General features: G+C 57.6%; 23 protein-coding genes and 1 pseudogene. 16 read left to right on the forward strand and 8 right to left on the reverse strand.

The window, feature by feature from the left end; all coding sequences use genetic code 11:
* Positions 1-373 precede the first annotated feature (373 nt).
* The 4 genes from dnaK (at position 374) to nhaR (ending at position 5815) form a co-directional block, all read left to right on the forward strand.
* Complete coding sequence (dnaK, locus tag DR88_RS22495; protein ID WP_004146997.1) at positions 374-2290, forward strand: molecular chaperone DnaK; 1917 nt, start codon at positions 374-376, stop codon at positions 2288-2290.
* Between the two features lie 87 nt (positions 2291-2377).
* Complete coding sequence (gene dnaJ, locus DR88_RS22490) at positions 2378-3511, forward strand: molecular chaperone DnaJ (RefSeq protein WP_002887955.1); 1134 nt, start codon at positions 2378-2380, stop codon at positions 3509-3511.
* A gap of 177 nt (positions 3512-3688) precedes the next feature.
* Complete coding sequence (gene nhaA / locus DR88_RS22485) at positions 3689-4864, forward strand: Na+/H+ antiporter NhaA (RefSeq protein ID WP_002887958.1); 1176 nt, start codon at positions 3689-3691, stop codon at positions 4862-4864.
* 54 nt (positions 4865-4918) lie between these two features.
* Entirely contained in the window at positions 4919-5815 is an 897-nt protein-coding gene (gene nhaR, locus DR88_RS22480; protein ID WP_002887961.1) for a transcriptional activator NhaR, read from the forward strand.
* Between the two features lie 119 nt (positions 5816-5934).
* On the opposite strand, the gene rpsT is transcribed toward nhaR, so the two are convergent.
* On the reverse strand, positions 5935-6198 hold the full coding sequence (gene rpsT, locus DR88_RS0125060; protein WP_002887965.1) for a 30S ribosomal protein S20: 264 nt from the start codon (positions 6196-6198) through the stop codon (positions 5935-5937).
* A 116-nt stretch (positions 6199-6314) separates the two neighbouring features.
* Between rpsT and DR88_RS31385 the strand changes: the two are divergent.
* The 8 genes and pseudogenes from DR88_RS31385 to DR88_RS22445 form a co-directional block, all read left to right on the forward strand.
* Positions 6315-6520, forward strand: a pseudogene (locus DR88_RS31385) (DUF2575 domain-containing protein); the annotation flags it as partial.
* Positions 6521-6527: 7 nt separating this feature from the next.
* Positions 6528-7466, forward strand: coding sequence for a bifunctional riboflavin kinase/FAD synthetase (gene ribF, locus DR88_RS22475; RefSeq protein ID WP_002887969.1), 939 nt, complete (start codon positions 6528-6530; stop codon positions 7464-7466).
* 43 nt (positions 7467-7509) lie between these two features.
* The gene (gene ileS / locus DR88_RS22470; RefSeq protein WP_004212580.1) at positions 7510-10326 is read left to right on the forward strand and encodes an isoleucine--tRNA ligase; all 2817 of its coding nucleotides are present in this window, start codon (positions 7510-7512) and stop codon (positions 10324-10326) included.
* Positions 10326-10826 carry a signal peptidase II gene (gene lspA / locus DR88_RS22465; protein WP_002887973.1) on the forward strand — a complete coding sequence of 167 codons (501 nt, stop codon included), beginning with the start codon at positions 10326-10328 and terminating at the stop codon, positions 10824-10826. The genes ileS and lspA overlap by 1 nt, the downstream gene beginning before the upstream one ends.
* A gap of 115 nt (positions 10827-10941) precedes the next feature.
* Positions 10942-11391 (forward strand): FKBP-type peptidyl-prolyl cis-trans isomerase, encoded by a 450-nt coding sequence (gene fkpB, locus DR88_RS22460; protein ID WP_002887976.1) that lies wholly within the window; start codon positions 10942-10944, stop codon positions 11389-11391.
* Position 11392: 1 nt separating this feature from the next.
* Positions 11393-12343 carry a 4-hydroxy-3-methylbut-2-enyl diphosphate reductase gene (gene ispH / locus DR88_RS22455; RefSeq protein ID WP_002887979.1) on the forward strand — a complete coding sequence of 317 codons (951 nt, stop codon included), beginning with the start codon at positions 11393-11395 and terminating at the stop codon, positions 12341-12343.
* A gap of 66 nt (positions 12344-12409) precedes the next feature.
* Complete coding sequence (rihC, locus tag DR88_RS22450; protein WP_002887981.1) at positions 12410-13324, forward strand: ribonucleoside hydrolase RihC; 915 nt, start codon at positions 12410-12412, stop codon at positions 13322-13324.
* A 30-nt stretch (positions 13325-13354) separates the two neighbouring features.
* Positions 13355-13720, forward strand: a complete 366-nt coding sequence (locus DR88_RS22445) for a DUF805 domain-containing protein (protein WP_016529043.1) — start codon at positions 13355-13357, stop codon at positions 13718-13720.
* On the opposite strand, the gene DR88_RS22440 is transcribed toward DR88_RS22445, so the two are convergent.
* Positions 13668-14597 carry a LysR family transcriptional regulator gene (locus DR88_RS22440; RefSeq protein ID WP_004147006.1) on the reverse strand — a complete coding sequence of 310 codons (930 nt, stop codon included), beginning with the start codon at positions 14595-14597 and terminating at the stop codon, positions 13668-13670. The genes DR88_RS22445 and DR88_RS22440 overlap by 53 nt on opposite strands.
* A 92-nt stretch (positions 14598-14689) precedes the next feature.
* On the opposite strand from DR88_RS22440, the gene DR88_RS22435 reads away from it, so the two are divergent.
* Positions 14690-15319, forward strand: coding sequence for an alanyl-tRNA editing protein (locus tag DR88_RS22435; RefSeq protein ID WP_004192057.1), 630 nt, complete (start codon positions 14690-14692; stop codon positions 15317-15319).
* Positions 15320-15324: 5 nt separating this feature from the next.
* Here DR88_RS22435 and citB read toward each other — a convergent pair whose 3' ends face one another.
* The 6 genes from citB to citS all read right to left on the reverse strand — a co-directional run bounded on the left by citB (position 15325) and on the right by citS (position 22668).
* A complete protein-coding gene (gene citB / locus DR88_RS22430) occupies positions 15325-16029 on the reverse strand; it encodes a citrate response regulator transcription factor CitB (RefSeq protein WP_004222618.1) in 705 nt (234 codons plus the stop codon).
* Complete coding sequence (citA, locus tag DR88_RS22425) at positions 16022-17650, reverse strand: citrate sensor histidine kinase CitA (RefSeq protein WP_004151379.1); 1629 nt, start codon at positions 17648-17650, stop codon at positions 16022-16024. Before citA ends, citB begins: the two co-directional genes overlap by 8 nt.
* Before the next feature lie 171 nt (positions 17651-17821).
* Positions 17822-19123 (reverse strand): oxalacetate decarboxylase subunit beta, encoded by a 1302-nt coding sequence (locus DR88_RS22420; RefSeq protein WP_004147009.1) that lies wholly within the window; start codon positions 19121-19123, stop codon positions 17822-17824.
* A 15-nt stretch (positions 19124-19138) separates the two neighbouring features.
* On the reverse strand, positions 19139-20905 hold the full coding sequence (gene oadA / locus DR88_RS22415; protein ID WP_032443790.1) for a sodium-extruding oxaloacetate decarboxylase subunit alpha: 1767 nt from the start codon (positions 20903-20905) through the stop codon (positions 19139-19141).
* 15 nt (positions 20906-20920) lie between these two features.
* Positions 20921-21172 carry an oxaloacetate decarboxylase subunit gamma gene (locus DR88_RS22410; protein WP_023302318.1) on the reverse strand — a complete coding sequence of 84 codons (252 nt, stop codon included), beginning with the start codon at positions 21170-21172 and terminating at the stop codon, positions 20921-20923.
* Between the two features lie 155 nt (positions 21173-21327).
* Positions 21328-22668, reverse strand: coding sequence for a citrate/sodium symporter CitS (gene citS / locus DR88_RS22405; protein WP_025860623.1), 1341 nt, complete (start codon positions 22666-22668; stop codon positions 21328-21330).
* A gap of 256 nt (positions 22669-22924) precedes the next feature.
* Here citS and citC point away from each other — a divergent pair, with 256 nt between their 5' ends.
* From citC to citE, 3 genes are read left to right on the forward strand one after another with little or no spacing between them, the layout of a single operon-like run.
* On the forward strand, positions 22925-23953 hold the full coding sequence (gene citC, locus DR88_RS22400; protein WP_004147016.1) for a [citrate (pro-3S)-lyase] ligase: 1029 nt from the start codon (positions 22925-22927) through the stop codon (positions 23951-23953).
* 30 nt (positions 23954-23983) lie between these two features.
* Complete coding sequence (citD, locus tag DR88_RS22395) at positions 23984-24277, forward strand: citrate lyase acyl carrier protein (RefSeq protein WP_004151373.1); 294 nt, start codon at positions 23984-23986, stop codon at positions 24275-24277.
* Positions 24274-25143, forward strand: coding sequence for a citrate (pro-3S)-lyase subunit beta (citE, locus tag DR88_RS22390; protein WP_004151372.1), 870 nt, complete (start codon positions 24274-24276; stop codon positions 25141-25143). Before citD ends, citE begins: the two co-directional genes overlap by 4 nt.
* Positions 25144-25153 lie beyond the last annotated feature (10 nt).

Here is a 25153-nt window from a genome sequence, read left to right on the forward strand (position 1 = left end):
TGAATAAGCGAAGTGCGATGGCGGGGAAGTTTATCACTGCGAAAACGGGGCTTTTAGCGCGCAAGTATTGCGGGTTATGTCAATGATATTATGAATGTATTTCCTATTTTAATCCGTTTTTTGTATGTATATTTCGCCGTCGTTTTTGCCATCCAACAACCTTGTTCGGCAAGTCATCCGTAACCCTGTGCGAATCCGAGGCAAAAAATTTTTATGCTTGCCCCTTGATGCCGGAGTGGGCGACCCCATCTTGTAGTCAACCGCAGTGAAGAACCTGAAAAAAAATGATGTCTGGGCAGTTGAAACCGCACGTTTCGCCCTTATTACAGGTTCACAACCACATGTTGATCGAATTTTTAGTGGAGACGTTTAGATGGGTAAAATTATTGGTATCGACCTGGGTACTACCAACTCTTGTGTAGCGATTATGGATGGCACTACTGCACGCGTGCTGGAGAACGCCGAAGGCGATCGCACCACGCCTTCTATCATTGCCTATACCCAGGATGGTGAAACTCTGGTTGGTCAGCCGGCTAAACGTCAGGCAGTGACAAACCCGCAAAACACCCTGTTTGCGATTAAACGCCTGATTGGCCGCCGCTTCCAGGACGAAGAAGTTCAGCGTGACGTTTCTATCATGCCATACAAAATTGTTGCCGCAGACAATGGCGACGCATGGCTGGATGTGAAAGGCACCAAAACTGCACCGCCGCAGATCTCTGCTGAAGTGCTGAAGAAAATGAAGAAAACGGCTGAAGATTACCTGGGTGAACCGGTAACTGAAGCGGTTATCACCGTACCGGCTTACTTTAACGATGCGCAGCGTCAGGCAACCAAAGATGCCGGCCGTATCGCCGGTCTGGAAGTTAAACGTATCATCAACGAACCAACCGCGGCCGCGCTGGCTTACGGTCTGGATAAAGAAGTGGGCAACCGTACTATCGCGGTTTACGACCTCGGTGGTGGTACTTTCGATATCTCGATTATCGAAATCGACGAAGTTGATGGCGAAAAAACCTTTGAAGTTCTGGCGACCAACGGTGATACCCACCTGGGCGGCGAAGACTTCGATACTCGTCTGATCAACTACCTCGTTGATGAGTTCAAGAAAGATCAGGGCATTGACCTGCGCAACGACCCGCTGGCCATGCAGCGCCTGAAAGAAGCCGCTGAGAAAGCGAAGATTGAACTGTCTTCTGCTCAGCAGACCGACGTTAACCTGCCGTACATCACTGCAGACGCGACCGGTCCGAAACACATGAACATCAAAGTGACTCGCGCGAAACTGGAAAGCCTGGTAGAAGACCTGGTTAACCGTTCCATCGAGCCGCTGAAAGTCGCTCTGCAGGATGCCGGTCTGTCCGTTTCCGATATCAACGACGTGATCCTCGTTGGTGGTCAGACTCGTATGCCGATGGTGCAGAAGAAAGTGGCCGAGTTCTTTGGTAAAGAACCGCGTAAAGACGTTAACCCGGATGAAGCCGTGGCGATCGGTGCTGCCGTTCAGGGCGGTGTACTGACTGGCGATGTGAAAGACGTTCTGCTGCTCGACGTAACCCCGCTGTCGCTGGGTATCGAAACCATGGGCGGCGTGATGACTGCGCTTATCAGCAAAAACACCACCATCCCGACCAAGCACAGCCAGGTGTTCTCTACCGCTGAAGACAACCAGTCTGCGGTAACCATCCATGTGCTGCAGGGTGAGCGTAAACGCGCGTCTGATAACAAATCTCTGGGTCAGTTCAACCTGGATGGTATTAACCCGGCGCCGCGCGGCATGCCGCAGATCGAAGTGACCTTCGACATCGATGCTGACGGTATCCTGCACGTCTCCGCGAAAGACAAAAACAGCGGTAAAGAGCAGAAGATCACCATCAAAGCGTCTTCCGGTCTGAATGAAGAAGAAATTCAGAAAATGGTTCGCGAAGCAGAAGCTAACGCCGAATCTGACCGTAAGTTCGAAGAGCTGGTACAGACCCGCAACCAGGGCGACCATCTGCTGCACAGCACTCGTAAGCAGGTTGAAGAAGCAGGCGATAAACTACCGGCTGACGACAAAACTGCCATTGAGTCTGCGCTGACCGCGCTGGAATCTTCTCTGAAAGGCGAAGACAAAGCGGATATCGAAGCGAAAATGCAGGCGCTGGCGCAGGCTTCTCAGAAGCTGATGGAAATTGCTCAGCAGCAGCACGCTCAGCAGCAGGCGGGTTCCGCTGACGCTCAGGCGAGCAACGCGAAAGACGACGATGTTGTCGACGCTGAGTTCGAAGAAGTGAAAGATAAAAAATAATCGCCCTTTGAACGGGTAAAACACTGGCACGGGCGAAGAGGTTTCCTCTCCGCCCGTGCACGCATGTTAAGGGGCTGAAAAACACCGATGGCAAAGCAAGATTACTACGAGATTTTAGGCGTTTCCAAAACAGCGGAAGAGCGTGAAATCAAAAAGGCTTATAAGCGCCTGGCCATGAAATATCACCCGGACCGCAACCAGGGTGATAAAGAGGCTGAAGCCAAATTTAAAGAAATCAAAGAAGCGTATGAAATCCTGACTGATGCCCAGAAGCGTGCGGCCTATGATCAGTACGGCCACGCGGCCTTCGAACAGGGCGGCATGGGCGGCGGCGGCGGTTTTGGCGGCGGTGCCGACTTCAGCGATATCTTTGGCGATGTTTTCGGCGATATCTTTGGCGGCGGGCGTGGTCGTCAGCGCGCGGCACGCGGCGCCGATCTCCGTTACAACATGGAGCTGACGCTGGAAGAAGCGGTGCGCGGCGTCACTAAAGAGATCCGTATTCCGACGCTGGAAGAGTGCGACGTCTGCCACGGTAGCGGCGCCAAGGCCGGCAGCAAACCGCAGACCTGTCCGACCTGTCATGGCGCAGGCCAGGTGCAGATGCGCCAGGGCTTTTTTGCGGTACAGCAGACCTGTCCGCACTGCCAGGGACGCGGTACGCTGATTAAAGATCCGTGCAATAAATGTCATGGCCATGGCCGCGTAGAAAAGACCAAAACCCTGTCGGTTAAAATTCCGGCGGGCGTGGATACCGGTGACCGGATCCGTCTGGCGGGCGAAGGCGAGGCCGGCGAACATGGCGCGCCGGCAGGCGATCTGTACGTTCAGGTTCAGGTGAAGCAGCACGCTATCTTTGAGCGTGAAGGCAATAACCTGTACTGCGAAGTTCCGATCAACTTCACCATGGCGGCGCTGGGCGGTGAGATCGAGGTCCCAACGCTCGACGGCCGCGTGAACCTGAAAATTCCAGGTGAAACCCAGACCGGCAAGCTGTTCCGCATGCGTGGAAAAGGCGTGAAATCCGTTCGCGGCGGTGCGCAGGGCGATCTGCTGTGCCGCGTGGTGGTGGAGACGCCGGTGGGGCTGAATGAGAAGCAGAAGCAGCTGCTGAAAGAGCTTCAGGAGAGCTTCGGCGGTCCGACCGGGGAAAACAACAGCCCGCGTTCGAAAAGCTTCTTTGACGGCGTGAAGAAGTTCTTCGACGACCTGACCCGCTAATTCCACCTTTGTTGATATCCGGCCCGGGCCTTTGCTGCCCGGGCTTTTTTTCGCCTTAGAACTCCCCTTTAACTCGTAAAAAGCGAATATTAGCGCAACTTAAATCTGATTTTTTCGAGTTATCAGTATGTGTATTATGCTTTTATCGAGTTATTCACCAACAGGATGAAAGTAAAAGTGAAACATCTGCAACGATTCTTTAGTAGCGATGCTTCCGGCGGCATTGTCTTAATTATCGCCGCCGCGCTGGCGATGGTGATGGCCAATACCAGCGTGACCAGCGGTCTGTATCACTCCTTCCTTGATACGCCAGTACAGCTGCGTGTGGGCGCGCTGGAGATCAACAAGAACATGCTGTTATGGATCAATGATGCCCTGATGGCGGTTTTCTTTTTGCTGATTGGCCTGGAGGTCAAGCGCGAGCTGATTCAGGGGTCGCTGGCGAGCCGCCGTCAGGCGGTCTTCCCGGTGATAGCCGCGCTGGGCGGCATGATCGTCCCGGCGCTGGTCTACCTGGCCTTTAACGCCCAGGATCCTGTCGCCAGAGAAGGGTGGGCGATCCCGGCGGCGACGGATATTGCCTTTGCCCTCGGCGTGCTGGCGCTGTTAGGTAGCCGGGTCCCGACGGCGCTGAAGATTTTCCTGATGGCGCTGGCGATTATTGATGACCTCGGGGCTATCGTGATTATCGCGCTGTTTTATACCCACGACCTGTCCATGCTCTCGCTGGGCGTGGCGGCGGCGGCGATCGCGGTGCTGGTGGCCCTGAATCTGAGCGGCGTGCGGCGTACCGGGATCTATATTCTGGTTGGCGCGGTGCTGTGGACGGCGGTGCTGAAGTCTGGCGTTCACGCGACCCTTGCCGGGGTGATTGTCGGCTTTATGATCCCGCTCGAGGAAAAGCATGGCAAGTCGCCGGCCAAAGCGCTTGAGCATGTCCTGCACCCGTGGGTGGCGTTTATGATCCTGCCGCTGTTTGCCTTCGCGAACGCGGGGGTCTCACTGCAGGGGGTCACCCTTGCCGGGCTGACGTCGCTCCTGCCGCTGGGCATTATGGCTGGCCTGTTTATCGGTAAGCCGCTGGGGATTAGCCTGTTCTGCTGGCTGGCCCTGAAGCTGAAGTGGGCTTCGCTGCCGGAGGGAACCACCTGCAAGCAAATTATGGCGGTGGGGATCCTGTGCGGGATTGGCTTTACGATGTCGATTTTCATCGCCACCCTGGCCTTTGGCAGCGTGGATCCCGCGTTGATCAACTGGGCTAAGCTGGGCATCCTGATCGGCTCAGTGCTATCAGCGGTCGTCGGCTACCTCATACTGCGTCAGCGCGTGACGGATACTCGCCTCGCGGTATAACCTTTTTGCAGGAGAGCCCGCCAGGCTCTCCTGGACATTATCAGGGAGAGAAGCATGTCACATATTAACTACAATCATCTGTACTACTTCTGGCACGTGTATAAAGAAGGGTCCGTCGTGGGCGCGGCGGAGGCGCTGTTTCTGACGCCGCAGACCATTACCGGGCAGATCAAAGCCCTGGAGGAGCGCCTGCAGGGAAAATTATTTAAGCGAAAGGGAAGGGGGCTTGAGCCGAGCGAGCTGGGGGAGCTGGTTTTTCGCTATGCCGACCGGATGTTTACCCTCAGCCAGGAGATGCTCGACATCGTCAACTATCGCAAAGAGTCGAACCTGCTGTTTGACGTCGGCGTGGCCGATGCGCTCTCGAAACGGCTGGTCAGCGGCGTGCTGGATGCCGCTGTCGTTGAGAGCGAGCAGATTCATCTGCGCTGTTTTGAATCCACTCATGAGCTGCTGCTGGAGCAGCTGAGCCAGCATAAGCTCGACATGATTATCTCTGACTGCCCGATCGACTCGACGCAGCAGGAAGGGCTATTTTCGGTGAAGATCGGCGAGTGCAGCGTCAGCTTCTGGTGCATGAATCCGGCGCCGACGAAGCCGTTCCCGGCCTGCCTCGAAGAGCGGCGGCTGCTGATCCCCGGCCGGCGATCGATGCTGGGACGTAAGCTGCTGAACTGGATTAACGTGCAGGGCCTGAAGGTGGAGATCCTCGGCGAGTTTGACGACGCGGCGCTCATGAAAGCCTTCGGCGCCGCACATAATGCGATATTTGTCGCGCCGACGCTCTACGCGCATGATTTCTACCATGATGAATCGATTGTCGAAATTGGCCGTATGGATAGCGTGATGGAGGAATATCACGCTATTTTCGCTGAACGAATGATTCAGCACCCGGCGGTACAGCGTATCTGTAATCGCGATTATTCGTCGCTGTTCACCGAACCCCGATAGCCGGAAGGCGTGGGCTGGCGTGGCTCAGATCGCGCCAGCGTGCGCTACCGGGGGAAGATGGTGGGCATAAAAAAACCCGCTTTCGCGGGTTTCTTTAACAAAGTTCAGCAAGCAGGCGATTAAGCCAGTTTGTTGATCTGTGCAGTCAGGTTTGCTTTATGACGCGCAGCTTTGTTTTTGTGGATCAGACCTTTAGCAGCCTGACGGTCCACGATCGGTTGCATTTCGTTAAATGCTTTCTGTGCAGCAGCTTTGTCGCCAGCTTCGATAGCTGCGTATACTTTCTTGATGAAAGTACGCATCATAGAGCGACGGCTTGCGTTGTGCTTGCGAGCCTTTTCAGACTGAACGGCGCGCTTCTTAGCTGATTTGATATTAGCCAAGGTCCAACTCCCAAATGTGTTCTATATGGACAATTCAAAGGCCGAGGAATATGCCCGTTTAGCCTTCTTTTGTCAATGGATTTGTGCAAATAAGCGCCGTTTAACACCACAGCGCTTCATTACGTAGTGATGGCGCAAGATTCTACCAGCTTGTTGCAGGCGAATACAGCTTTTCCACCATAAAAATCGCCGGGCGCGGCCAGTTTTCACGCTTTCTCGCGCTGAGTGAATGAATTCCTGAGAACTTTCGTTGCCGAGGTGCAATCGCTGGTTAACGTTGACAGTTGTACAAGGTATACTCGGACGATTTTCACTGTTTTGAGCCAGACATGAAGCTGATACGCGGCATACATAATCTCAGTCAGGCCCCGCACGGGTGCGTGCTGACCATTGGTAATTTCGACGGCGTGCATCGTGGGCATCAGGCGCTGCTGCAGCGGTTGCGCGAAGAGGGCCGCCAGCGCGGTTTACCGGTCGTGGTGATGATTTTTGAACCCCAGCCGCTGGAGCTCTTTGCCGCTGATAAAGCCCCGGCGCGATTGACCCGCCTGCGTGAAAAGCTGGGCTATCTGGCTGAAAGCGGGGTTGACTATGTATTGTGCGTTCGCTTTGACCGCCGGTTCGCCGCGCTAACCGCGCAGGATTTTATCAGTGAACTGCTGGTGCGTCGCCTGGGCGTGCAGTTCCTCGCCGTTGGTGACGATTTCCGCTTTGGCGCTGGTCGCCAGGGGGATTTCTTGTTATTACAAAAGGCGGGGGCGGAATATGGCTTCGACGTCACCAGTACCCAAACCTTCTGCGAAGGCGGGGTGCGAATCAGCAGCACGGCGGTACGCCAGGCGCTGGCCGATGACGATCTCCTGCTGGCGGAGACGCTGCTCGGCCATCCGTTTAGCATCTCCGGACGCGTCGTGCATGGTGATGAACTAGGCCGAACCATAGGTTTTCCGACGGCGAACTTACCGCTGCGTCGTCAGGTTTCCCCGGTTAAAGGGGTCTATGCGGTAGAAGTGACAGGGCTGGGTGACAAACCGATAGCGGGCGTCGCCAATATTGGCACCCGTCCAACGGTTGCGGGCGTGCGTCAGCAGCTCGAAGTACATCTGTTGGACGTTGTAATGGACCTCTACGGTCGCCATATCAATGTAATACTGCGTAAAAAGATACGTAACGAGCAGCGGTTTGCGTCGCTGGACGAGCTGAAGGCGCAAATCGCACGTGATGAGTTAACGGCCCGCGAATTATTTGGGCTGACCAGCCAGGCCTGAGCCACTGGTGTTTATCAAACCGAAATACGGAACCGAGAATCTGATGAGTGACTATAAATCGACCCTGAATTTGCCGGAAACAGGGTTCCCTATGCGTGGCGACCTCGCCAAACGCGAACCGGGAATGCTGGCGCGTTGGACCGATGATGACCTGTACGGCATCATTCGTGCAGCCAAAAAAGGCAAAAAAACCTTCATTCTGCATGATGGCCCTCCTTATGCGAATGGCAGCATTCATATTGGTCACTCGGTAAACAAGATTCTGAAAGACATTATCGTTAAGTCCAAAGGACTGACGGGCTATGACTCGCCTTACGTTCCGGGCTGGGACTGCCACGGTCTGCCGATCGAGCTGAAAGTGGAGCAGGAATACGGCAAGCCGGGTGAGAAATTTACCGCTGCCGAATTCCGCGCTAAGTGCCGCGAATATGCCGCCGAGCAGATCGATGGCCAGCGTAAAGACTTTATCCGTCTCGGCGTGCTGGGCGACTGGTCGCATCCGTACCTGACCATGGACTTCAAAACCGAAGCCAACATCATCCGCGCGCTGGGCAAAATCATCGGTAATGGCCACCTGCATAAAGGCGCCAAACCGGTGCACTGGTGCGTAGACTGCCGTTCCGCGCTGGCGGAAGCGGAAGTGGAGTATTACGACAAAACCTCTCCGTCTATCGATGTCGCGTTCCACGCGGTAGACAAAGCCGCGGTACTGGCGAAATTCGGCGTAGCCGACGTCAACGGTCCGGTGTCGCTGGTTATCTGGACCACCACGCCGTGGACCCTGCCGGCCAACCGCGCTATCTCTCTGTCTCCTGAGTTCGACTATGCGCTGGTGCAGGTTGACGGCCAGGCGCTGATCCTGGCGAAAGACCTGGTTGAGAGCGTAATGAAGCGCGTTGGCGCGACGGACTACACTATTCTGGCGGCGGTACAAGGTTCTGAGCTTGAGCTGATGCGCTTTAAGCATCCGTTCCTCGATTTCGACGTGCCGGCGATCCTTGGCGACCACGTGACGCTGGATGCCGGTACCGGTGCGGTGCATACCGCTGGCGGCCACGGTCCGGACGACTACACCATCAGCCAGAAATACGGTCTGGAAATCGCCAACCCGGTTGGCCCGGACGGCGCTTACCTGCCTGGCACCTGGCCGTCTCTGGACGGCATTAATGTTTTCAAAGCCAATGACATCATCGTTGAGATGCTGCGTGAGCGTGGCGCGCTGTTACACGTTGAGAAACTGCAGCACAGCTATCCATGCTGCTGGCGCCACAAGTCGCCGATCATCTTCCGCGCCACTCCGCAGTGGTTCGTGAGCATGGATCAGAAAGGCCTGCGCGCGCAGTCGCTGAAAGAGATCAAAGGCGTGCAGTGGATCCCGGACTGGGGCCAGGCGCGTATCGAATCGATGGTCGCTAACCGCCCTGACTGGTGTATCTCCCGTCAGCGCACCTGGGGCGTGCCGATGTCGCTGTTCGTGCATAAAGAAACCCATGAACTGCACCCGCGTACCCTTGAACTGATGGAAGAAGTGGCAAAACGCGTTGAAGTTGACGGCATCCAGGCGTGGTGGGATCTCGATTCCCGCGACATTCTTGGCGATGACGCCGACAGCTATGAGAAAGTGCCGGATACCCTCGACGTCTGGTTTGACTCCGGGTCGACCCACTCTTCCGTGGTTGACGTGCGTCCGGAATTCGCCGGTCACGCCGCCGATATGTATCTGGAAGGTTCTGACCAGCATCGCGGCTGGTTCATGTCCTCGCTGATGATTTCCACGGCGATGAAAGGCAAAGCGCCATATCGTCAGGTACTGACCCACGGCTTCACCGTCGACGGTCAGGGCCGCAAAATGTCCAAGTCTATCGGCAACACCGTTAGCCCGCAGGACGTGATGAACAAGCTCGGCGCCGATATCCTGCGCCTGTGGGTGGCTTCCACCGACTACACCGGCGAAATGGCGGTCTCTGACGAGATCCTCAAACGCGCCGCCGACAGCTATCGTCGTATCCGTAATACCGCGCGCTTCCTGCTGGCGAACCTTAACGGTTTCGATCCGGCGAAAGACATGGTTAAACCGGAAGAGATGGTGGTGCTGGACCGCTGGGCGGTCGGCTGCGCGCAGGCGGCACAGGAAGATATCCTGAAAGCCTACGAATCCTACGACTTCCATGAAGTGGTGCAGCGCCTGATGCGCTTCTGCTCCATCGAGATGGGCTCGTTCTACCTCGACATCATCAAAGACCGCCAGTACACCGCCAAGGCGGACAGCGTGGCGCGTCGCAGCTGCCAGACCGCGCTGTTCCATATCGTGGAAGCGCTGGTGCGCTGGATGGCGCCGATCATGTCCTTCACCGCAGATGAAATCTGGGGCTATCTGCCGGGCGAGCGTGAGAAATATGTCTTCACCGGCGAGTGGTATGAAGGTCTGTTCGGCCTGGCCGACGACGAAGCGATGAACGACGATTTCTGGGACGAGCTGCTGAAGGTGCGTGGCGAAGTCAACAAGGTGATCGAGCAGGCGCGTGCGGATAAGAAAGTCGGCGGCTCGCTGGAAGCGGCAGTCACGCTGTATGCTGATGCCGATCTGGCGGCTAAGCTCAATGCGCTGGGCGATGAATTGCGATTTGTCCTGTTGACCTCCGGGGCGAACGTCGCAGACTATGCGAGCGCGTCCGCTGATGCGCAGCAAAGCGAACTGCTCAAAGGGCTGAAAGTCGCATTGAGTAAAGCTGAAGGTGAGAAATGCCCGCGCTGCTGGCATTACACCACCGATATCGGCAAGGTGGCGGAACACGCGGAAATCTGCGGACGCTGTGTGAGCAACGTCGCCGGTGACGGCGAGCAACGTAAATTCGCCTGATGAGTAAATCGATCTGTTCAACGGGGCTACGCTGGCTGTGGGTGGTCGTAGCCGTGCTGATTATCGATCTGGGCAGCAAATTCCTGATCCTCCAGAACTTCGCTCTGGGGGAGACGGTTCCGCTGTTCCCGTCGCTTAATCTGCATTATGCCCGCAACTATGGCGCGGCCTTTAGCTTTCTCGCCGACAGCGGCGGCTGGCAGCGCTGGTTCTTTTCCGGGATCGCGATCGGCATTTGCGTAGTACTGACGGTGCTGATGTACCGTTCGAAGGCGACGCAAAAGCTGAACAATATTGCCTACGCGCTGATTATCGGCGGCGCGCTGGGCAACTTGTTCGATCGCCTGTGGCATGGCTTTGTGGTCGATATGATAGACTTCTACGTCGGCGACTGGCATTTTGCCACCTTCAACCTCGCCGATAGCGCGATCTGCATCGGCGCAGCGCTGATTGTGCTGGAAGGCTTCCTGCCGAAACCGACTGTGAAAGAGCAGGCGTAAATCTCAATGCCGGGTGACGTGACGCTTACCCGGCCTACAGAATTTTTGGCCCCCGTAGGCCCGGTAAGCGTAATGCCGCCGGGCACCGGGTGACCTAAACAAGCGAGCAATTTGCATGTCTAAATCCGTACAGAGCAACAGCGCGGTACTGGTGCACTTCACTCTGAAACTGGACGACGGCTCCACTGCCGAGTCCACCCGCAGCAACGGCAAACCGGCGCTGTTTCGCCTCGGCGACACCTCTTTGTCTGAAGGGCTGGAGCAACAGCTTCTCGGTTTGAAAGAGGGGGAGAAAAAGGCCTTTTCGCTGGAGCCTGACGCCGCCTTTGGCGTACCCAGCCCGGACCTGATTCAGTATTTCTCTCGCCGCGAGTTTATCGACGCTGGCGAGCCGGAGATCGGCGCGATTATGCTCTTTACCGCAATGGATGGCAGCGAAATGCCTGGCGTGATCCGCGAAGTGAACGGCGATTCCATCACCGTTGACTTCAACCATCCGCTGGCCGGGCGCACTGTTCATTTTGATATTGAAGTGCTGGAGATCGATCCGGCGCTGGAGGAGTAACATGCAGATCCTGTTGGCTAACCCGCGCGGTTTTTGCGCTGGCGTTGACCGCGCTATCAGCATTGTAGAAAACGCGCTGACGCTGTATGGCGCACCGATCTATGTTCGTCATGAAGTGGTGCACAACCGCTATGTGGTGGATAGCCTGCGCAAGCGTGGCGCCATTTTTATCGAACAGATCAGCGAAGTGCCGGACGGCGCGATCCTGATTTTCTCCGCCCACGGCGTGTCGCAGGCGGTACGCAACGAAGCGAAGAGCCGCGACCTGACGGTATTCGATGCCACCTGTCCGCTGGTGACCAAAGTCCATATGGAAGTCGCCCGCGCCAGCCGCCGCGGCGAAGAGTCGATTCTGATTGGCCATGCCGGCCATCCGGAAGTCGAAGGCACCATGGGACAGTACAACAACCCGCAAGGGGGGATGTACCTGGTCGAGTCGCCGGAAGACGTGCTGAAGCTGGAAGTGAAAAATGACGCCCGGCTGTCGTTTATGACCCAGACCACGCTCTCCGTCGACGATACCTCGGATGTGATTGACGCCCTGCGCGCGCGTTTTCCGAAAATCGTCGGCCCGCGCAAAGACGACATTTGCTATGCCACCACTAACCGTCAGGAAGCCGTGCGCGCGCTGGCGGAGCAGGCTGACGTAGTGCTGGTGGTCGGGTCGAAAAACTCCTCCAACTCTAACCGCCTCGCCGAGCTGGCGCAGCGGATGGGTAAGGCGGCTTACCTGATTGACGACGCCTCCGATATCCAGGAAGCGTGGGTCAAGGATGCGGCCTGCGTCGGCGTGACGGCGGGCGCGTCGGCGCCGGATATTCTGGTGCAGAACGTCATTACCCGCCTGCAGGAGCTGGGCGGCGGCGAAGCCGTGCCGCTGGAAGGCCGGGAAGAGAATATCGTCTTTGAAGTGCCGAAAGAGCTGCGTGTGGATGTCCGTGAAGTAGAGTAAGTTCTTTCCTCCAGCAGTATGAGAAGATGCCAGACTTAACGTCTGGCATTTTTTTAGGGAGAAACCATGCGCTTACCAATCATTCTTGATACCGATCCGGGCATCGACGATGCCGCCGCCATTGCCGCGGCGCTGTTCGCGCCTGAGCTGGATCTGCAGTTGATGACCACCGTAGCGGGCAATGTCTCGGTGGAGAAGACGACCCGTAACGCGCTGCAATTGCTGCATTTCTGGAATGCCGATGTACCGCTGGCGCAGGGCGCGTCGATGCCGCTGGTGCGTCCGTTGCGCGACGCCGCCTCGGTGCATGGCGAATCCGGCATGGAGGGGTATGACTTTGTTGAGCATCAACGTCAACCGCTGGCGAAGCCGGCCTTCCAGGCGATCCGTGATGCGCTTATGCATGCTGCCGAGCCGATCACCCTGGTGGCGATTGGTCCGCTGACCAATATAGCGCTACTGCTGACCCAGTACCCGGAATGTGTGTTTAATATTCGCCGGCTGGTGATCATGGGCGGCTCGGCGGGCCGCGGCAACTTCACGCCGAATGCGGAATTCAATATCGCTATCGACCCGGAGGCCGCCGCGAAAGTGTTCCACAGCGGGCTGGAGATTGTGATGTGCGGGCTGGACGTCACCAACCGGGCGCTGCTGGCGGCGGATTATCTGGCGACGCTGCCGACGCTGAACCAGACCGGTAAAATGCTCCATGCGCTGTTTAGCCACTATCGCAGCGGCAGCATGAGCAGCGGTCTGCGCATGCACGACTTGTGCGCTATTGCGTGGCTGGCCCGCCCGGAACTGTTCACTCTCCAGCCGTGCTTTGTGGCGGTGGAGACGCAGGGGACCTGGACCGCCGGCACCACGGTGGTGGATATCGAAGGACGACTGGGCCAGCCGGCGAACGCCCAGGTGGCGCTGGACATAGACGTCGAAGGGTTTCAGCGCTGGGCGGCGGAGGTGATTGCCCTGGCGCCGTGATATATCACTCGATTTTCAAGGAGAGAAGCAATGACCTATGGACAGGCGTATTTGAGCGGCTGGAAAGAGACCTTTAACTTTAGTGGCCGCGCCAGCCGGCAGCAGTTCTGGACGTTTTTTCTCATCAATGTATTGATCGCCGCCGCGCCAGTGGCCGCCTGGAGTCTGGCCACCCTTGTTGACCCTCACTACGGGATCCTCAGTTTTGTTGTCATACCCTTTGCGGCGCTGTGGCTGCTGTTGATGGCGATCCCCCTGCTGGCTGTAGGCTGCCGGCGAATGCATGATATCGGCCGCTCCGGGATCTGGTTTGTGTTGGGAGTTATCATTCCGTGGTTTGCAATTATTTCGCTGGCTCTGTGCTGCCTGCGTTCAGCGCCGGCACCGTCTCGCTGAGATAATCAATCATCGCCCGCATCCTGGCGGGCATATGTTTATCTCCCGCCCACAGCAGCCACAGGTCGCCGGAGTAGCTGCTGATAAATTCCCACTCGGGCAGCACCTGCACGATGTCGCCCTTCGCCAGCGCCTCACGGGCGGTGAACAGCGGCAGGCTGCCGATCCCTAAATGCTGTCTGACCGCGTCGAGGCGTACGGCGGTATGGTTGGCGGCGTACCGCCCGTAGGTTTGCACCGTTTCTGTTTTGCCTTCCCGACGGAACTTCCAGCGCGCATCGGCGGGCGTTTCGCCAAGGCTAATGCAGCTATGCGCGCGCAGATCCTGCGGCGTGTACGGCGTACCGTGCTGCTGTAAATAGGCCTCAGTGGCGCAGATAACGTGCCTGATTGGCATCAGCGGTTTGCCATGCAGGCCGGGGGAGGGGGTATCGGTGATGCGTAGCGCCAGATCAATACCGTCATCGATAAAATCGAGAGGGCGATCTTCCAGCCGCAGGCAGACGTCCACCTGCGGGTAGCGGTGGAAAAACGCCATCATCAGCGGGTGGATCACAAAGCGGCCGACGGCTTTCGGGACGCTGAGCGTCAGCTTTCCCTGGGCGACCGTTTGGCGACTGCCTGCGGAATCCATTGCCTGTCGCGCCGCTTCCAGCATCTGCTGGGCATGCTGATACACCGTTTCCCCGGCATCGCTAAGACGCAGCTTGCGGGTGGTACGCTGCAGCAGTTTGCAGCCCATCTCTCGCTCCAGCCGTGACACGCTGCGGCTAACGGCTGAAGGGGTAATGCCGTTCTGGCGGGCGACGGCGGAGAAGCTGCCCTGGTCGACTATCTGAACGAAAAGAGCGAGGTCGGGCAGGAGGTTCAGATTCATTTGTGCTCCCGGAGCAAGAGTGCATTGGCTGGTGGTGGGATTATCGCTGTCGGCATTAATAATATACTGGCCGGACAGAGAGGAGAATCACTATGACTGAACGGGTTTATTACACCAGCGATGCTACCGACGGGCGCGCCCAGATCATCGCCTGCACTGCAGAAGCGGATGGCCGTTACGCCATCGAACTGGATCGGACGCTGTTTCACCCGCAAGGGGGCGGTCAACCGGCGGACCGTGGATGGATTGCCGGGCAGGTGGTTGAGACGGTGGCTGTGCGCGGCGAAAGGGTGCTGCATATTCTGTCGCAACCCCTTCCCCTCGGTGAAGTGGAGATGAAAATTGATGCCTCCGCGAGACAGCTGCATGCTCGTCTGCATTCTGCCGGCCACCTGCTTGGCCTGGCGGGCGAACAGCTTGGCTGGCAACCGGTGAAAGCGCACCACTGGCCCGGCGAAGGGCGGATAACCTTTGCCAGCAGGAATAGCGCCGCGCTGCCGGACGCCAGTGCGCTACTGGCGTTAGTAAAGGCATGGCAGGCGCAGGACTTACCGCGTCAGGTGACGTTCGCTGATGGCATGCGCAAGGTGGGATTCGGCGAGCTGCCAGCCTATCCCTGCGGAGGCACCCACGTCGCCCGTCTGGCGGAGCTGGGCGACATTGTCATTAGTCAGATTAAGATGAAGAAGGGGCAGCTGGTGGTCAGCTACACCCTGGCGTAAGCGTTTTATCTCTGCTCAGGATAGGTCTGCTTGCCGTGATAGATACGCTCAGGTCGGCCAACCTTGCCGTAGCTGATTTCCGCTTCCAGAAAGTCGTTCTTTACTCCTTGTTCCAGATAACGGCGAGCGGTGGTTTTGCTGCTGCCGAGGATACGGGCCAGCGAGTCGGCGGTATGCACCACCGTCGGGTCGGCAAACAGCTGGAGCACGCGCTGAAAGGTGCTTTCATCGATCCCGCGCAGTGGTGCGCTGGCGGGTTCCGTTTGTTCCCGGGCCTGAATATTAAACAGCGCGTCGACATGGAGCTGGCTGGCCTGTTCACTGGAGCGCAGCGAGCTACGATAGCGGGCAAAGCGCTCCAGCGTGTGCTGCAGGCGCTGATAGTGCACCGGCTTAATCAGGTAATCAAACACCCCAAGACGCAGCGCTTCGCTGATGGTTTCCATGTGATTATCCGCGGTAATAAAGATAATCCGTCCCTTGTAATGTGTACTGACTGCATGGCGGATCAGATCGATACCTTTGCCGTCGGGTAAAAAATTATCCAGCAGGATCAGCTGCGGTTGATACAGTCTGAGCTGTTTCCTGGCGCTCTCAAGCTTATCCGCAATACCAATGACGTCGAACTGGGGAAACTGTTTAATGTTATCCACCAGGATCTCCGCCAGCATAGGTTCGTCTTCAACAATAAGAGTAGTGATGCTATCCATGATGTTCATCTCGGGTCAGGGGGATATAAAGCGTAAAAATGGTGCCAAAAGGAATATTATTTTCGACGACGATACTGCCGCCTGCTTGTTCCACGTAGCTGCGTACCAGCCAGAGTCCGATACCATGATCTTTGCTGGCGCTGCTGGTGACGCCGCGCTCGAAGATCCGATCGCGCAGCGCCTCGTCAATGCCGCATCCCTGGTCGGCGATCTCAATGATCACCTCCTGGCCATCACTGTTGATCAGGCATTCGATCTGTTTTGAACCCTGCGGTTGACGCAGGCTGGCATTGTAGGCGTTATCAAGTAGATTCCCCACGATCGAGATCCATTCGTTGTGCGAAAGGGCGGTAGGTAATCTATCAACGAAGCAGGCCGGATCGAAAATCAGCTCAAGTCCAAGCTCTTTGGCCCGGTAATATTTGCCGATCAACAGCCCGGCCAGGTGGTTGTCCTGGAAATTGCGTGCAATAAAATCGATCACCTTCTGGTGACTTTCCGACTGCTGTTGGATCAGTTCCAGCGCTTGGTTATAGCGTTTAAGAAACAGCAGACCGGCGATAGTGGAGATCAGATTGCGATGCTCATGCTGTACGGCGCGCAGGTTATCGGCATATTGTTGTACCTGGCTAAGCTGCAGGCTAAGGGTGTTGATATCGTCTTTGCTGCGAAAGCTGATCACCCAGCCCTGTGGCTCATTGTTTAAGATCACCGCCATCCGGCTGGCGATCACTTTGATCTGATTGAAGGTAACGATCTCGTCTTTTTTATTGGTCTGTGGCGCATCGTAGAAGAAGACCTCCTGCGAGATAACGCTGCTGATCCGTTTGCCGATAAGCGTCGGTTCCGGCTGACTCAAATTGAGCAGGCGACGCGCAGTCTGATTAATCGCAGTGATTTTATAATCGGAGTCGATGGCGATAAGCCCTTCGAACACCGATTCAAACAGCACGCTTTGCTGGATCAACAGCTGTGACAGCTGCTGGGGTTCCATATTGAGCATCTGTTTTTTGATATGCAGTGAGAAGCGGCGGGCGCAAAAGAGCAGAAGCAGTAACATGATGGCCATCGGGATCAGCAGCGAACTTATCTGCAGGCTGAGCCAGTTTTCCAGTTGCTCAATGGTATAGCCTACCGACACAATGCCGATCACCTTGCCGGTTGCGTCCTGAATCGGCGATTTACCGCGCAGCGACGATCCCAGCGAGCCTTTGCGCACTGACACGTAGCTTTTAGCGTTTATCAACGCCTCATCGCTATCGCCGCCTTCCATCGATTTGCCGATTTCATCAGGATTGACGTGATAGAGGCGCTGGCCGCTGGCATCACCGACGGTGATGTAGGTGGCGTCGGAGAACGAACGCATGGGGTCGATAAGGGCTTTGATTCTGGCGAGATCGCGTTTCTGCACTGCCTCCACCAGCTCCGGCATCGCCGAAATCTGCATCGCCTGAATCAGCGCCCGTTGCCCGACCTGATAATGCAGACGCTCCTCGGTAATGTCTGTCAGATACCATGACATCGCCAGCATGACGATCGTCGAGGTGAATAAGATCAGCAGGAAGATGCGATTCTGAAACGATCGCCTGGCAAACCAGTGGGTGATTTTTCGGGTATACATTGGGTAGATAGACATTAAATTGTTATTCTCCCCGTTTTGCGCCCCCGGCGCCGACAGGTGGAGCACAGAACAGAAAATTTCAGACATGTGCCCGGCCCCGTCATGCCAGGAGTGGGTATCAAATCAGCCCGGAGGTGGGGCGACAGCCACACCTCCGGGAAGGATGCCGGCCTACATCGCCAGCACGTACTTGAGCATCACCCCGGCGGCGATCGCCGAGCCGATCACCCCCGCCACGTTCGGACCCATCGCGTGCATCAGCAGGAAGTTCTGCCCGTCCGCTTCCAGACCCACCTTGTTCGACACCCGCGCCGCCATCGGCACCGCCGACACCCCCGCCGAGCCGATCAGCGGGTTGATTTTGTGCCGGCTGAACACGTTCATCAGCTTCGCCATCAGCACCCCGGCGGCGGTCCCCACGCAGAAGGCGATCACCCCCAGCACCAGGATCCCCAGCGTCTGCGGCTGCAGGAACTTGTCCGCCACCAGCTTGGCCCCCACCGACAGCCCGAGGAAGATGGTGACGATGTTGATCAGCGCGTTCTGCACCGTATCGCTCAGCCGCTCCACCACGCCGCTCTCGCGCATCAGGTTGCCGAAGCAGAACATCCCCAGCAGCGGCGCGGCGTCCGGCAGCAGGAGCGCCACCAGCAGCAACAGCACCGCCGGGAAGAGGATCTTCTCCCGCTTACTCACCGTGCGCAGCTGCACCATGCGGATCTTCCGCTCCTTATCCGTGGTCAGCGCCTTCATGATCGGCGGCTGGATCAGCGGCACCAGCGCCATATAGGAGTAGGCCGCCACCGCGATGGCCCCCAGCAGCTCCGGCGCCAGCTTGCCCGACAGGTAAATCGCCGTCGGGCCGTCGGCGCCGCCGATGATGCCGATGGCCGCCGCCTGCGGCAGGGTGAAGCTGATGATGCCGAAGTAGTTCAGCGTCAGCGCCCCGAGCACGGTGGCGAAGATCCCGAACTGCGCCGCCGCCCCCAGCAGCAGGGTGCGCGGGTTAGCCAGCAGCGGGCCGAAATCGGTCATCGCTCCGACGCCCATAAAGATGACCAGCGGCGCGATACCCGAGCCAATCGCCACCTTATAGAAGATGGCCAGCACCCCGGCGGAGTAGCCCATGTCCACCGCGAGGCTCTCCATCTGCCCCTGTACCGACGGCAGGGCCAGCGCCAGTGCCTCTTTGATGGCGTGGACGTCCGGCGCGCAGTGGAGCTTCGCGGCAATCACCGCCAGCTGCGCCGGGTCGTGGTGAGCCAGCAGGCTCTCCAGGGCGGTGAGCGCCAGCCCGGCCTCCGGAATATTGGAGAGCAGGCCGCCGAAGCCAATCGGCAGCAGCAGTAACGGCTCGAACTTCTTCGCAATCGCCAGCCAGAGCAGCAGCAGGCTGACCAGCAGCATCACCGCCTGGCCGGCGCCGAGGTGCATCAGCCCCATGCCCTGGATCAGGGCGTTCAGACTTTCCATTTCCGTTCCTTTTCCTTACGCCAGAGTCATCAGGGTGTCGCCGACCGCCACCGCGTCGCCGGCTTTCGCCGCGATACCGCGCACGGTCCCGGCCTGCGCGGCACGGATTTCGGTTTCCATCTTCATGGCTTCCAGAATCAGCAGCACCTCGCCTGCGGCCACCGTCTGGCCTTCGCTGGCCAGCACCTTCCAGATAGTGCCCGCCAGCGGGGCGGTCACCGGGGTACCGGCACCGGCCGGGGCGGCAGCGGCGGGTGCAGAGGCAGGAGCAGCCGCCGTCAACTGGCTGACGTCACCGCCGTCGCTGACTTTGACCACAAAGGCTTTGCCTTCCACCTCCACGGTGTAGACGCCGGAGGCGGCAGGTTTTTCTGCTTTTGCCACTGGCTGCGCGGCTTCCGCCTGCGGTACCGGCTCAAAGGCCACCGGGTTGTGGCGGTTTTCGAGGAACTTCAGGCCGGGCTGCGGGAACAGCGCCACGGTGAGCACGTCGTCGATGGCGTTTTCGGCAAGCGTGATGCCCTTCTCCTGTGCCTGGCGTTTCACATCCGCTTCCAGCTGCGCCAGCTCCGGCTTCAGCAGGTCGGCCGGGCGGCAGGTCACCGGGTCGGCGCCGTCGAGCACCCGCGCCTGCAGGGCGGCGTTCACCGGGGCCGGGGTGCGGCCGTACTCGCCCTTCAGGATACCGGCAGTCTCCTTCGCAATGGTTTTGTAGCGCTCGCCGCCCAGCACGTTGAGCACCGCCTGGGTGCCGACAATCTGCGAGGTCGGGGTCACCAGCGGGATGAAGCCGAGGTCCTCGCGCACGCGGGGGATTTCCGCCAGTACTTCATCCAGACGGTGGGCGGCGCTCTGCTGCTTCAGCTGGCTTTCGAGGTTGGTGAGCATCCCGCCCGGCACCTGGGCCACCAGGATACGGCTGTCGGTGCCCTTCAGCTGGCCTTCGAAGGCGTGGTACTTCTTACGCACCTCGCGGAAGTAGGCCGCGATGCTCTCCAGCCTGTGGATATTGAGGCCGGTGTCATATTGCGTGCCGGCGAGGGTGGCCACCAGCGCCTCGGTGGCCGGGTGGCCATAGGTGGCGCTCATCGAGGAGATGGCGGTATCGACGCCGTCGACCCCGGCTTCAATGGCCTTCAGCAGGGCCATCTCCGCCATCCCGGTGGTGGCATGGCAGTGCAGGTGCAGAGTGACGTCGTAGCGCTTCTTGATTTCGCTGACCAGCTCAAAGGCGGCATGCGGCGTCAGAATGCCGGACATGTCCTTGATGGCGACGGAGTCAACGCCGGTCTCCAGCAGCTGTTCGGTGAGGTCGAGCCAGGTCTGCAGGGTGTGCGCCGGGCTGGTGGTGTACGAAAGCGTACCCTGGGCGTGGGCGCCGTGGCGGCGGACCGCCTGCAGGGCGGCCTGCATGTTGCGCGGGTCGTTCATGGCATCAAAGACGCGGAAGACGTCCATGCCGTTTTTGACGGCGCGCTCCACGAAGCGCTCCACCACATCATCGGCGTAGTGGCGGTAGCCGAGCAGGTTCTGGCCGCGCAGCAGCATCTGCAGCGGAGTTTTCGGCATCGCCTTTTTCAGCTCGCGCAGGCGGACCCACGGGTCCTCGCCGAGAAAGCGGATGCAGGCGTCAAAGGTGGCGCCGCCCCAGCACTCCAGCGAGCGGTAGCCGACGTCGTCCAGCTGAGCGGCAACGGGCAGCATATCGTCGAGACGCAGACGGGTGGCGAACAGGGACTGGTGGGCGTCGCGCAGGACGACATCGGTAATGGCAACGGTCATGAATTCCTCCGTGAATTAAGGGTGAAGACGGCGATGGTGGTGAATGGCGGCGACAATCGCCGGCTTCAGGCGGGCGAAATCGTCGGCGGGCGCGACGGCGGCCGGCGCCGGTTTGGGGGCGGCAGGCGGCTCGGGAAACAGGCGGTTGACGGCGAGGGACATTCCCCGGATGGCAAAGATGAGCAGCAGCAGGAACACCAGTACAAAGCCCATGCCGAGACACATCAGGGTGAAGCCTTCGCCTAACAGGATGGCATTGTCAGTCATTTATACATCTCAAATAGGGGCACGATGACGCGCTGTCTGACAAGGTTTCTGGCGTTTCCGGCTAAGGAGCAGGGTGGATTTCCCTCTGCCGCTCCCGGCATGGGACCCTGATTCGTTCTTCACCTGTCAGTTCAACGTGCCATCGTGCGTATGGGTTAAATCATCATGCCGAACACGATGCTGGAGATGACCAGCACAATACCGCCGCCCAAACGGGAGGAGATTTGCGCATAAGAGATAAGGTTCATACGGTTACAGGCAGAGAGAACTTCCAGGTCGCCGGAGCCGCCGCGGTTGGCCATACACAGGCCTGCAGTGATGGCCGATTCTATTGGGAAGAAACCCATCAGCCAGCCACCGATCGCCGCGCCGAGCACCGCACCGATAACGATAATGGCGGCGATAACAACGTTAGCGAAGGTGATGGCGTTGATAATTTCCTGTAGGTCGGTGTAGCAGACGCCGACCCCGACCATCAGCACCCACAGCAGCTGTTTGGAGAAGAAATCAGACAAGCGTTTAGCACCGGCTTTGATTTCCGGTGAGCACAGCCCGGAGGCGTTCAGGGCGGCGACGATCAGCACCATCCACGCGAAATAGTGAATAGCCACACCGCCAATGCTGGGCAGAATTTTCTTCGCCACGACGTAGGCCAGCAGGAAGCAGGTAGTGGACAGCACCAGACCGACGGCGGTTTCGCGATGGGTGATTTGTCCCGCTTTCTCATCTTCTTCCACTTTGAACGAGGCTTTACGCACCAGTTCCCCTTCGCCGCTCAGCCAGGTGTGTTTTTTGCCGATGATATCGAGGACGGCGGCAAAGACGATGGCGAAGATGTTAGCGATGGTCAGAATAGCGATAGCGGTTGAGTAATACTCTTCGCGAGAACGACCGGTGACGGAGTGGTAAATCTCCGACAGGGGGACCGCGCCCGCGCCGTTACCGCCGCCCATGATCGGCAGGACGTACAGCATCATGATGCGATCCACTGGAATACCGAACACCAGGCCGATAGCGATGCCAAAAATAGACGCGCCGACAATGCCCATCAGGATAGTTGGAATATAGCCGAGCAGTGATTTCAGCAGCAGGCGGCGGTTTACCGACAGAATTGCTCCGGTAATTAATACCGCGATGAATAAGTTAAGGAAGTTACTCTTATCCATAACGTTGCTGATAGCATCGATTTCTTTCTGCGTAAAAATACCGGCGTAGACGAAATAAGCCGCCACCAGGAAAATCATCACCGGAGCGCCACCGATATATTTGTTGAATATTGGCAGGCGCTTGCCAATTTCCCCGAATATAGCGCCGATAATAAACATGATGGCAAAGCCGCCGACGATATCGGTGGGTAAAGCGTTATAAAAATGTGAAAGTAATAGTGTAATTAACGCAAATGCGTAAAGGGGGAGCGGCATGCCGAAGATTTTAAATCCCAGCAGATCGCTAACGCCCTTTTTCTCCGTCGCCGGAGCCTGACTCATGTTAGTCATAAACGTTATCCTGTTTATTGATGGAGTAGTAAGACCGGCGCATAGTAATAAATAGATCCAGGGGTAAGGTGTGATTATCTTCACTGAATACTCGTGTTTTTTATTAATTTAATTGTTTTTATGATTCTGAATTAATTAACAACATAAAAACCATAAAGCCAATTAAGCCACGAGAAAAACTGTGACTTAAATACAAGAATCCATAGCCGAACGCTGGCGAAATACAGTTCGTTTTGAAATGACGAAGCGCTAAAAAATGACACTGATATTAAAACGCGTTCAGCTATTAAAAGATAAACCGCGGCGAGAGGCGATCGATCGGTTTCTCCGCCAGCATCAACTGTCGTTAGAGGCCGACTGCGAAATGGCGATTATCGCCGAGTATCAGCAGCGGCTGGTCGGCTGCGGTGCTATCGCCGGCAATGTGCTGAAATGCATCGCCATCGATCCCTCGCTGCAGGGGGAGGGGCTGAGCCTTAAATTACTGACCGAGCTCCTGACGCTGGCCTATGAGCTGGGGCGCAGCGAACTGTTTTTGTTCACTAAACCTTGCAATGCCGCGTTATTTTCCGGCGCCGGCTTCTGGCCGATAGCCCAGGCGGGCGACCGCGCCGTGCTAATGGAAAATAGCCGCGAACGGCTGACTCGTTACTGTCGACAACTGGCGATGTACCGTCAGCCGGGAAGAAAAATCGGCGCTATCGTGATGAATGCCAATCCATTCACCCTCGGCCACCGCTGGTTGGTAGAACAGGCGGCCAGCCAGTGCGACTGGCTGCATCTGTTTGTGGTCAAAGAAGATGCGTCCTGCTTTTCCTATCACGATCGCTTCAAGCTCATTGAACAGGGGATTACCGGCATCGATAAGGTGACGCTGCATCCCGGTTCGGCGTATCTGATCTCGCGGGCGACGTTCCCCGGCTATTTCCTGAAAGAGCAGGGGGTGGTTGATGACTGCCACAGCCAGATTGACCTGCAGCTCTTCCGCGAGCGCCTGGCCCCGGCGCTGCAGATTACCCATCGCTTTGTCGGCACCGAGCCGCTGTGTCCCCTGACCCGTAATTACAACCAGCGCATGAAGTCACTACTGGAAGCGCCAGGCGACACGCCGCCCATTGAAGTAGTTGAGCTTGCGCGAATCGAAAAAAATGGTGGACCCGTGTCGGCCTCCCGAGTGCGCGAACTCTATCGACAGCGCAACTGGCAGGCGGTCGCGGCGCTGGTACCGCCGGGAACCCTCTCTTTTCTGATGCAACTGGCGGAAAGCGAACATCAAACCGCCTGATTTATACGCCCTAACTAAGGATTTTCCCCTATGGAAATGAAGATTGACGCCCTGGCCGGCACGCTGGAGTCCAGCGATGTGATGGTCAGGATTGGACCCGCGGCGCAGCCGGGCATTCAGCTGGAAATCGACAGCATTGTGAAACAACAGTTTGGCGCTGCGATTGAGCAGGTAGTGAGAGAAACGCTGGCTCAGCTTGGCGTGAAACAGGCCAACGTGGTGGTCGATGATAAAGGCGCGCTGGAATGTGTTTTGCGAGCTCGCGTACAGGCCGCGGCGCTGCGCGCGGCGCAACAGACCCAATTACAATGGAGCCAGCTATGAAACCACGTCGCAGTATGTTGTTCATCCCTGGCGCCAATGCCGCCATGTTAAGCACGTCATTCGTCTACGGCGCCGATGCGGTGATGTTCGACCTGGAAGATGCCGTTTCGCTGCGCGAGAAAGATACCGCTCGTCTGCTGGTGTATCAGGCGCTGCAGCATCCACTGTATCAGGATATCGAAACCGTGGTGCGCATTAACCCGCTGAATACGCCGTTCGGTCTTGCCGACCTTGAAGCGGTAGTCCGCGCGGGCGTGGATATGGTGCGTCTGCCGAAAACCGACAGCAAAGAAGATATCCATGAGCTGGAAGCGCATGTTGAGCGGATTGAACGCGAGTGCGGCCGGGAAGTGGGCAGCACCAAGTTAATGGCGGCGATCGAGTCGGCGCTGGGCGTGGTGAACGCGGTGGAAATCGCCCGCGCCAGCCCGCGTCTGGCGGCGATCGCGCTGGCGGCCTTCGATTACGTGATGGATATGGGCACCTCCCGCGGCGACGGTACTGAACTGTTCTACGCCCGCTGCGCTGTACTGCATGCCGCCCGCGTTGCCGGCATCGCCGCCTATGACGTGGTGTGGTCGGATATCAATAACGAAGAGGGCTTCCTGGCGGAAGCGAATCTGGCCAAAAACCTCGGTTTTAACGGCAAATCGTTGGTTAACCCACGACAAATTGAACTCCTGCATCAGGTCTATGCCCCGACGCGCAAAGAGGTCGATCACGCGCTGGAAGTGATTGCCGCGGCGGAAGAAGCCGAAACGCGAGGTCTGGGTGTGGTATCGCTGAACGGCAAGATGATCGATGGACCGATTATCGACCATGCTCGCAAAGTGGTGGCGCTCTCGGCTTCCGGTATTCGTGATTAAGGGGAATAAG

The sequence above is a fragment of the Klebsiella pneumoniae genome (assembly GCF_000742135.1).
GTDB lineage: Bacteria > Pseudomonadota > Gammaproteobacteria > Enterobacterales > Enterobacteriaceae > Klebsiella > Klebsiella pneumoniae.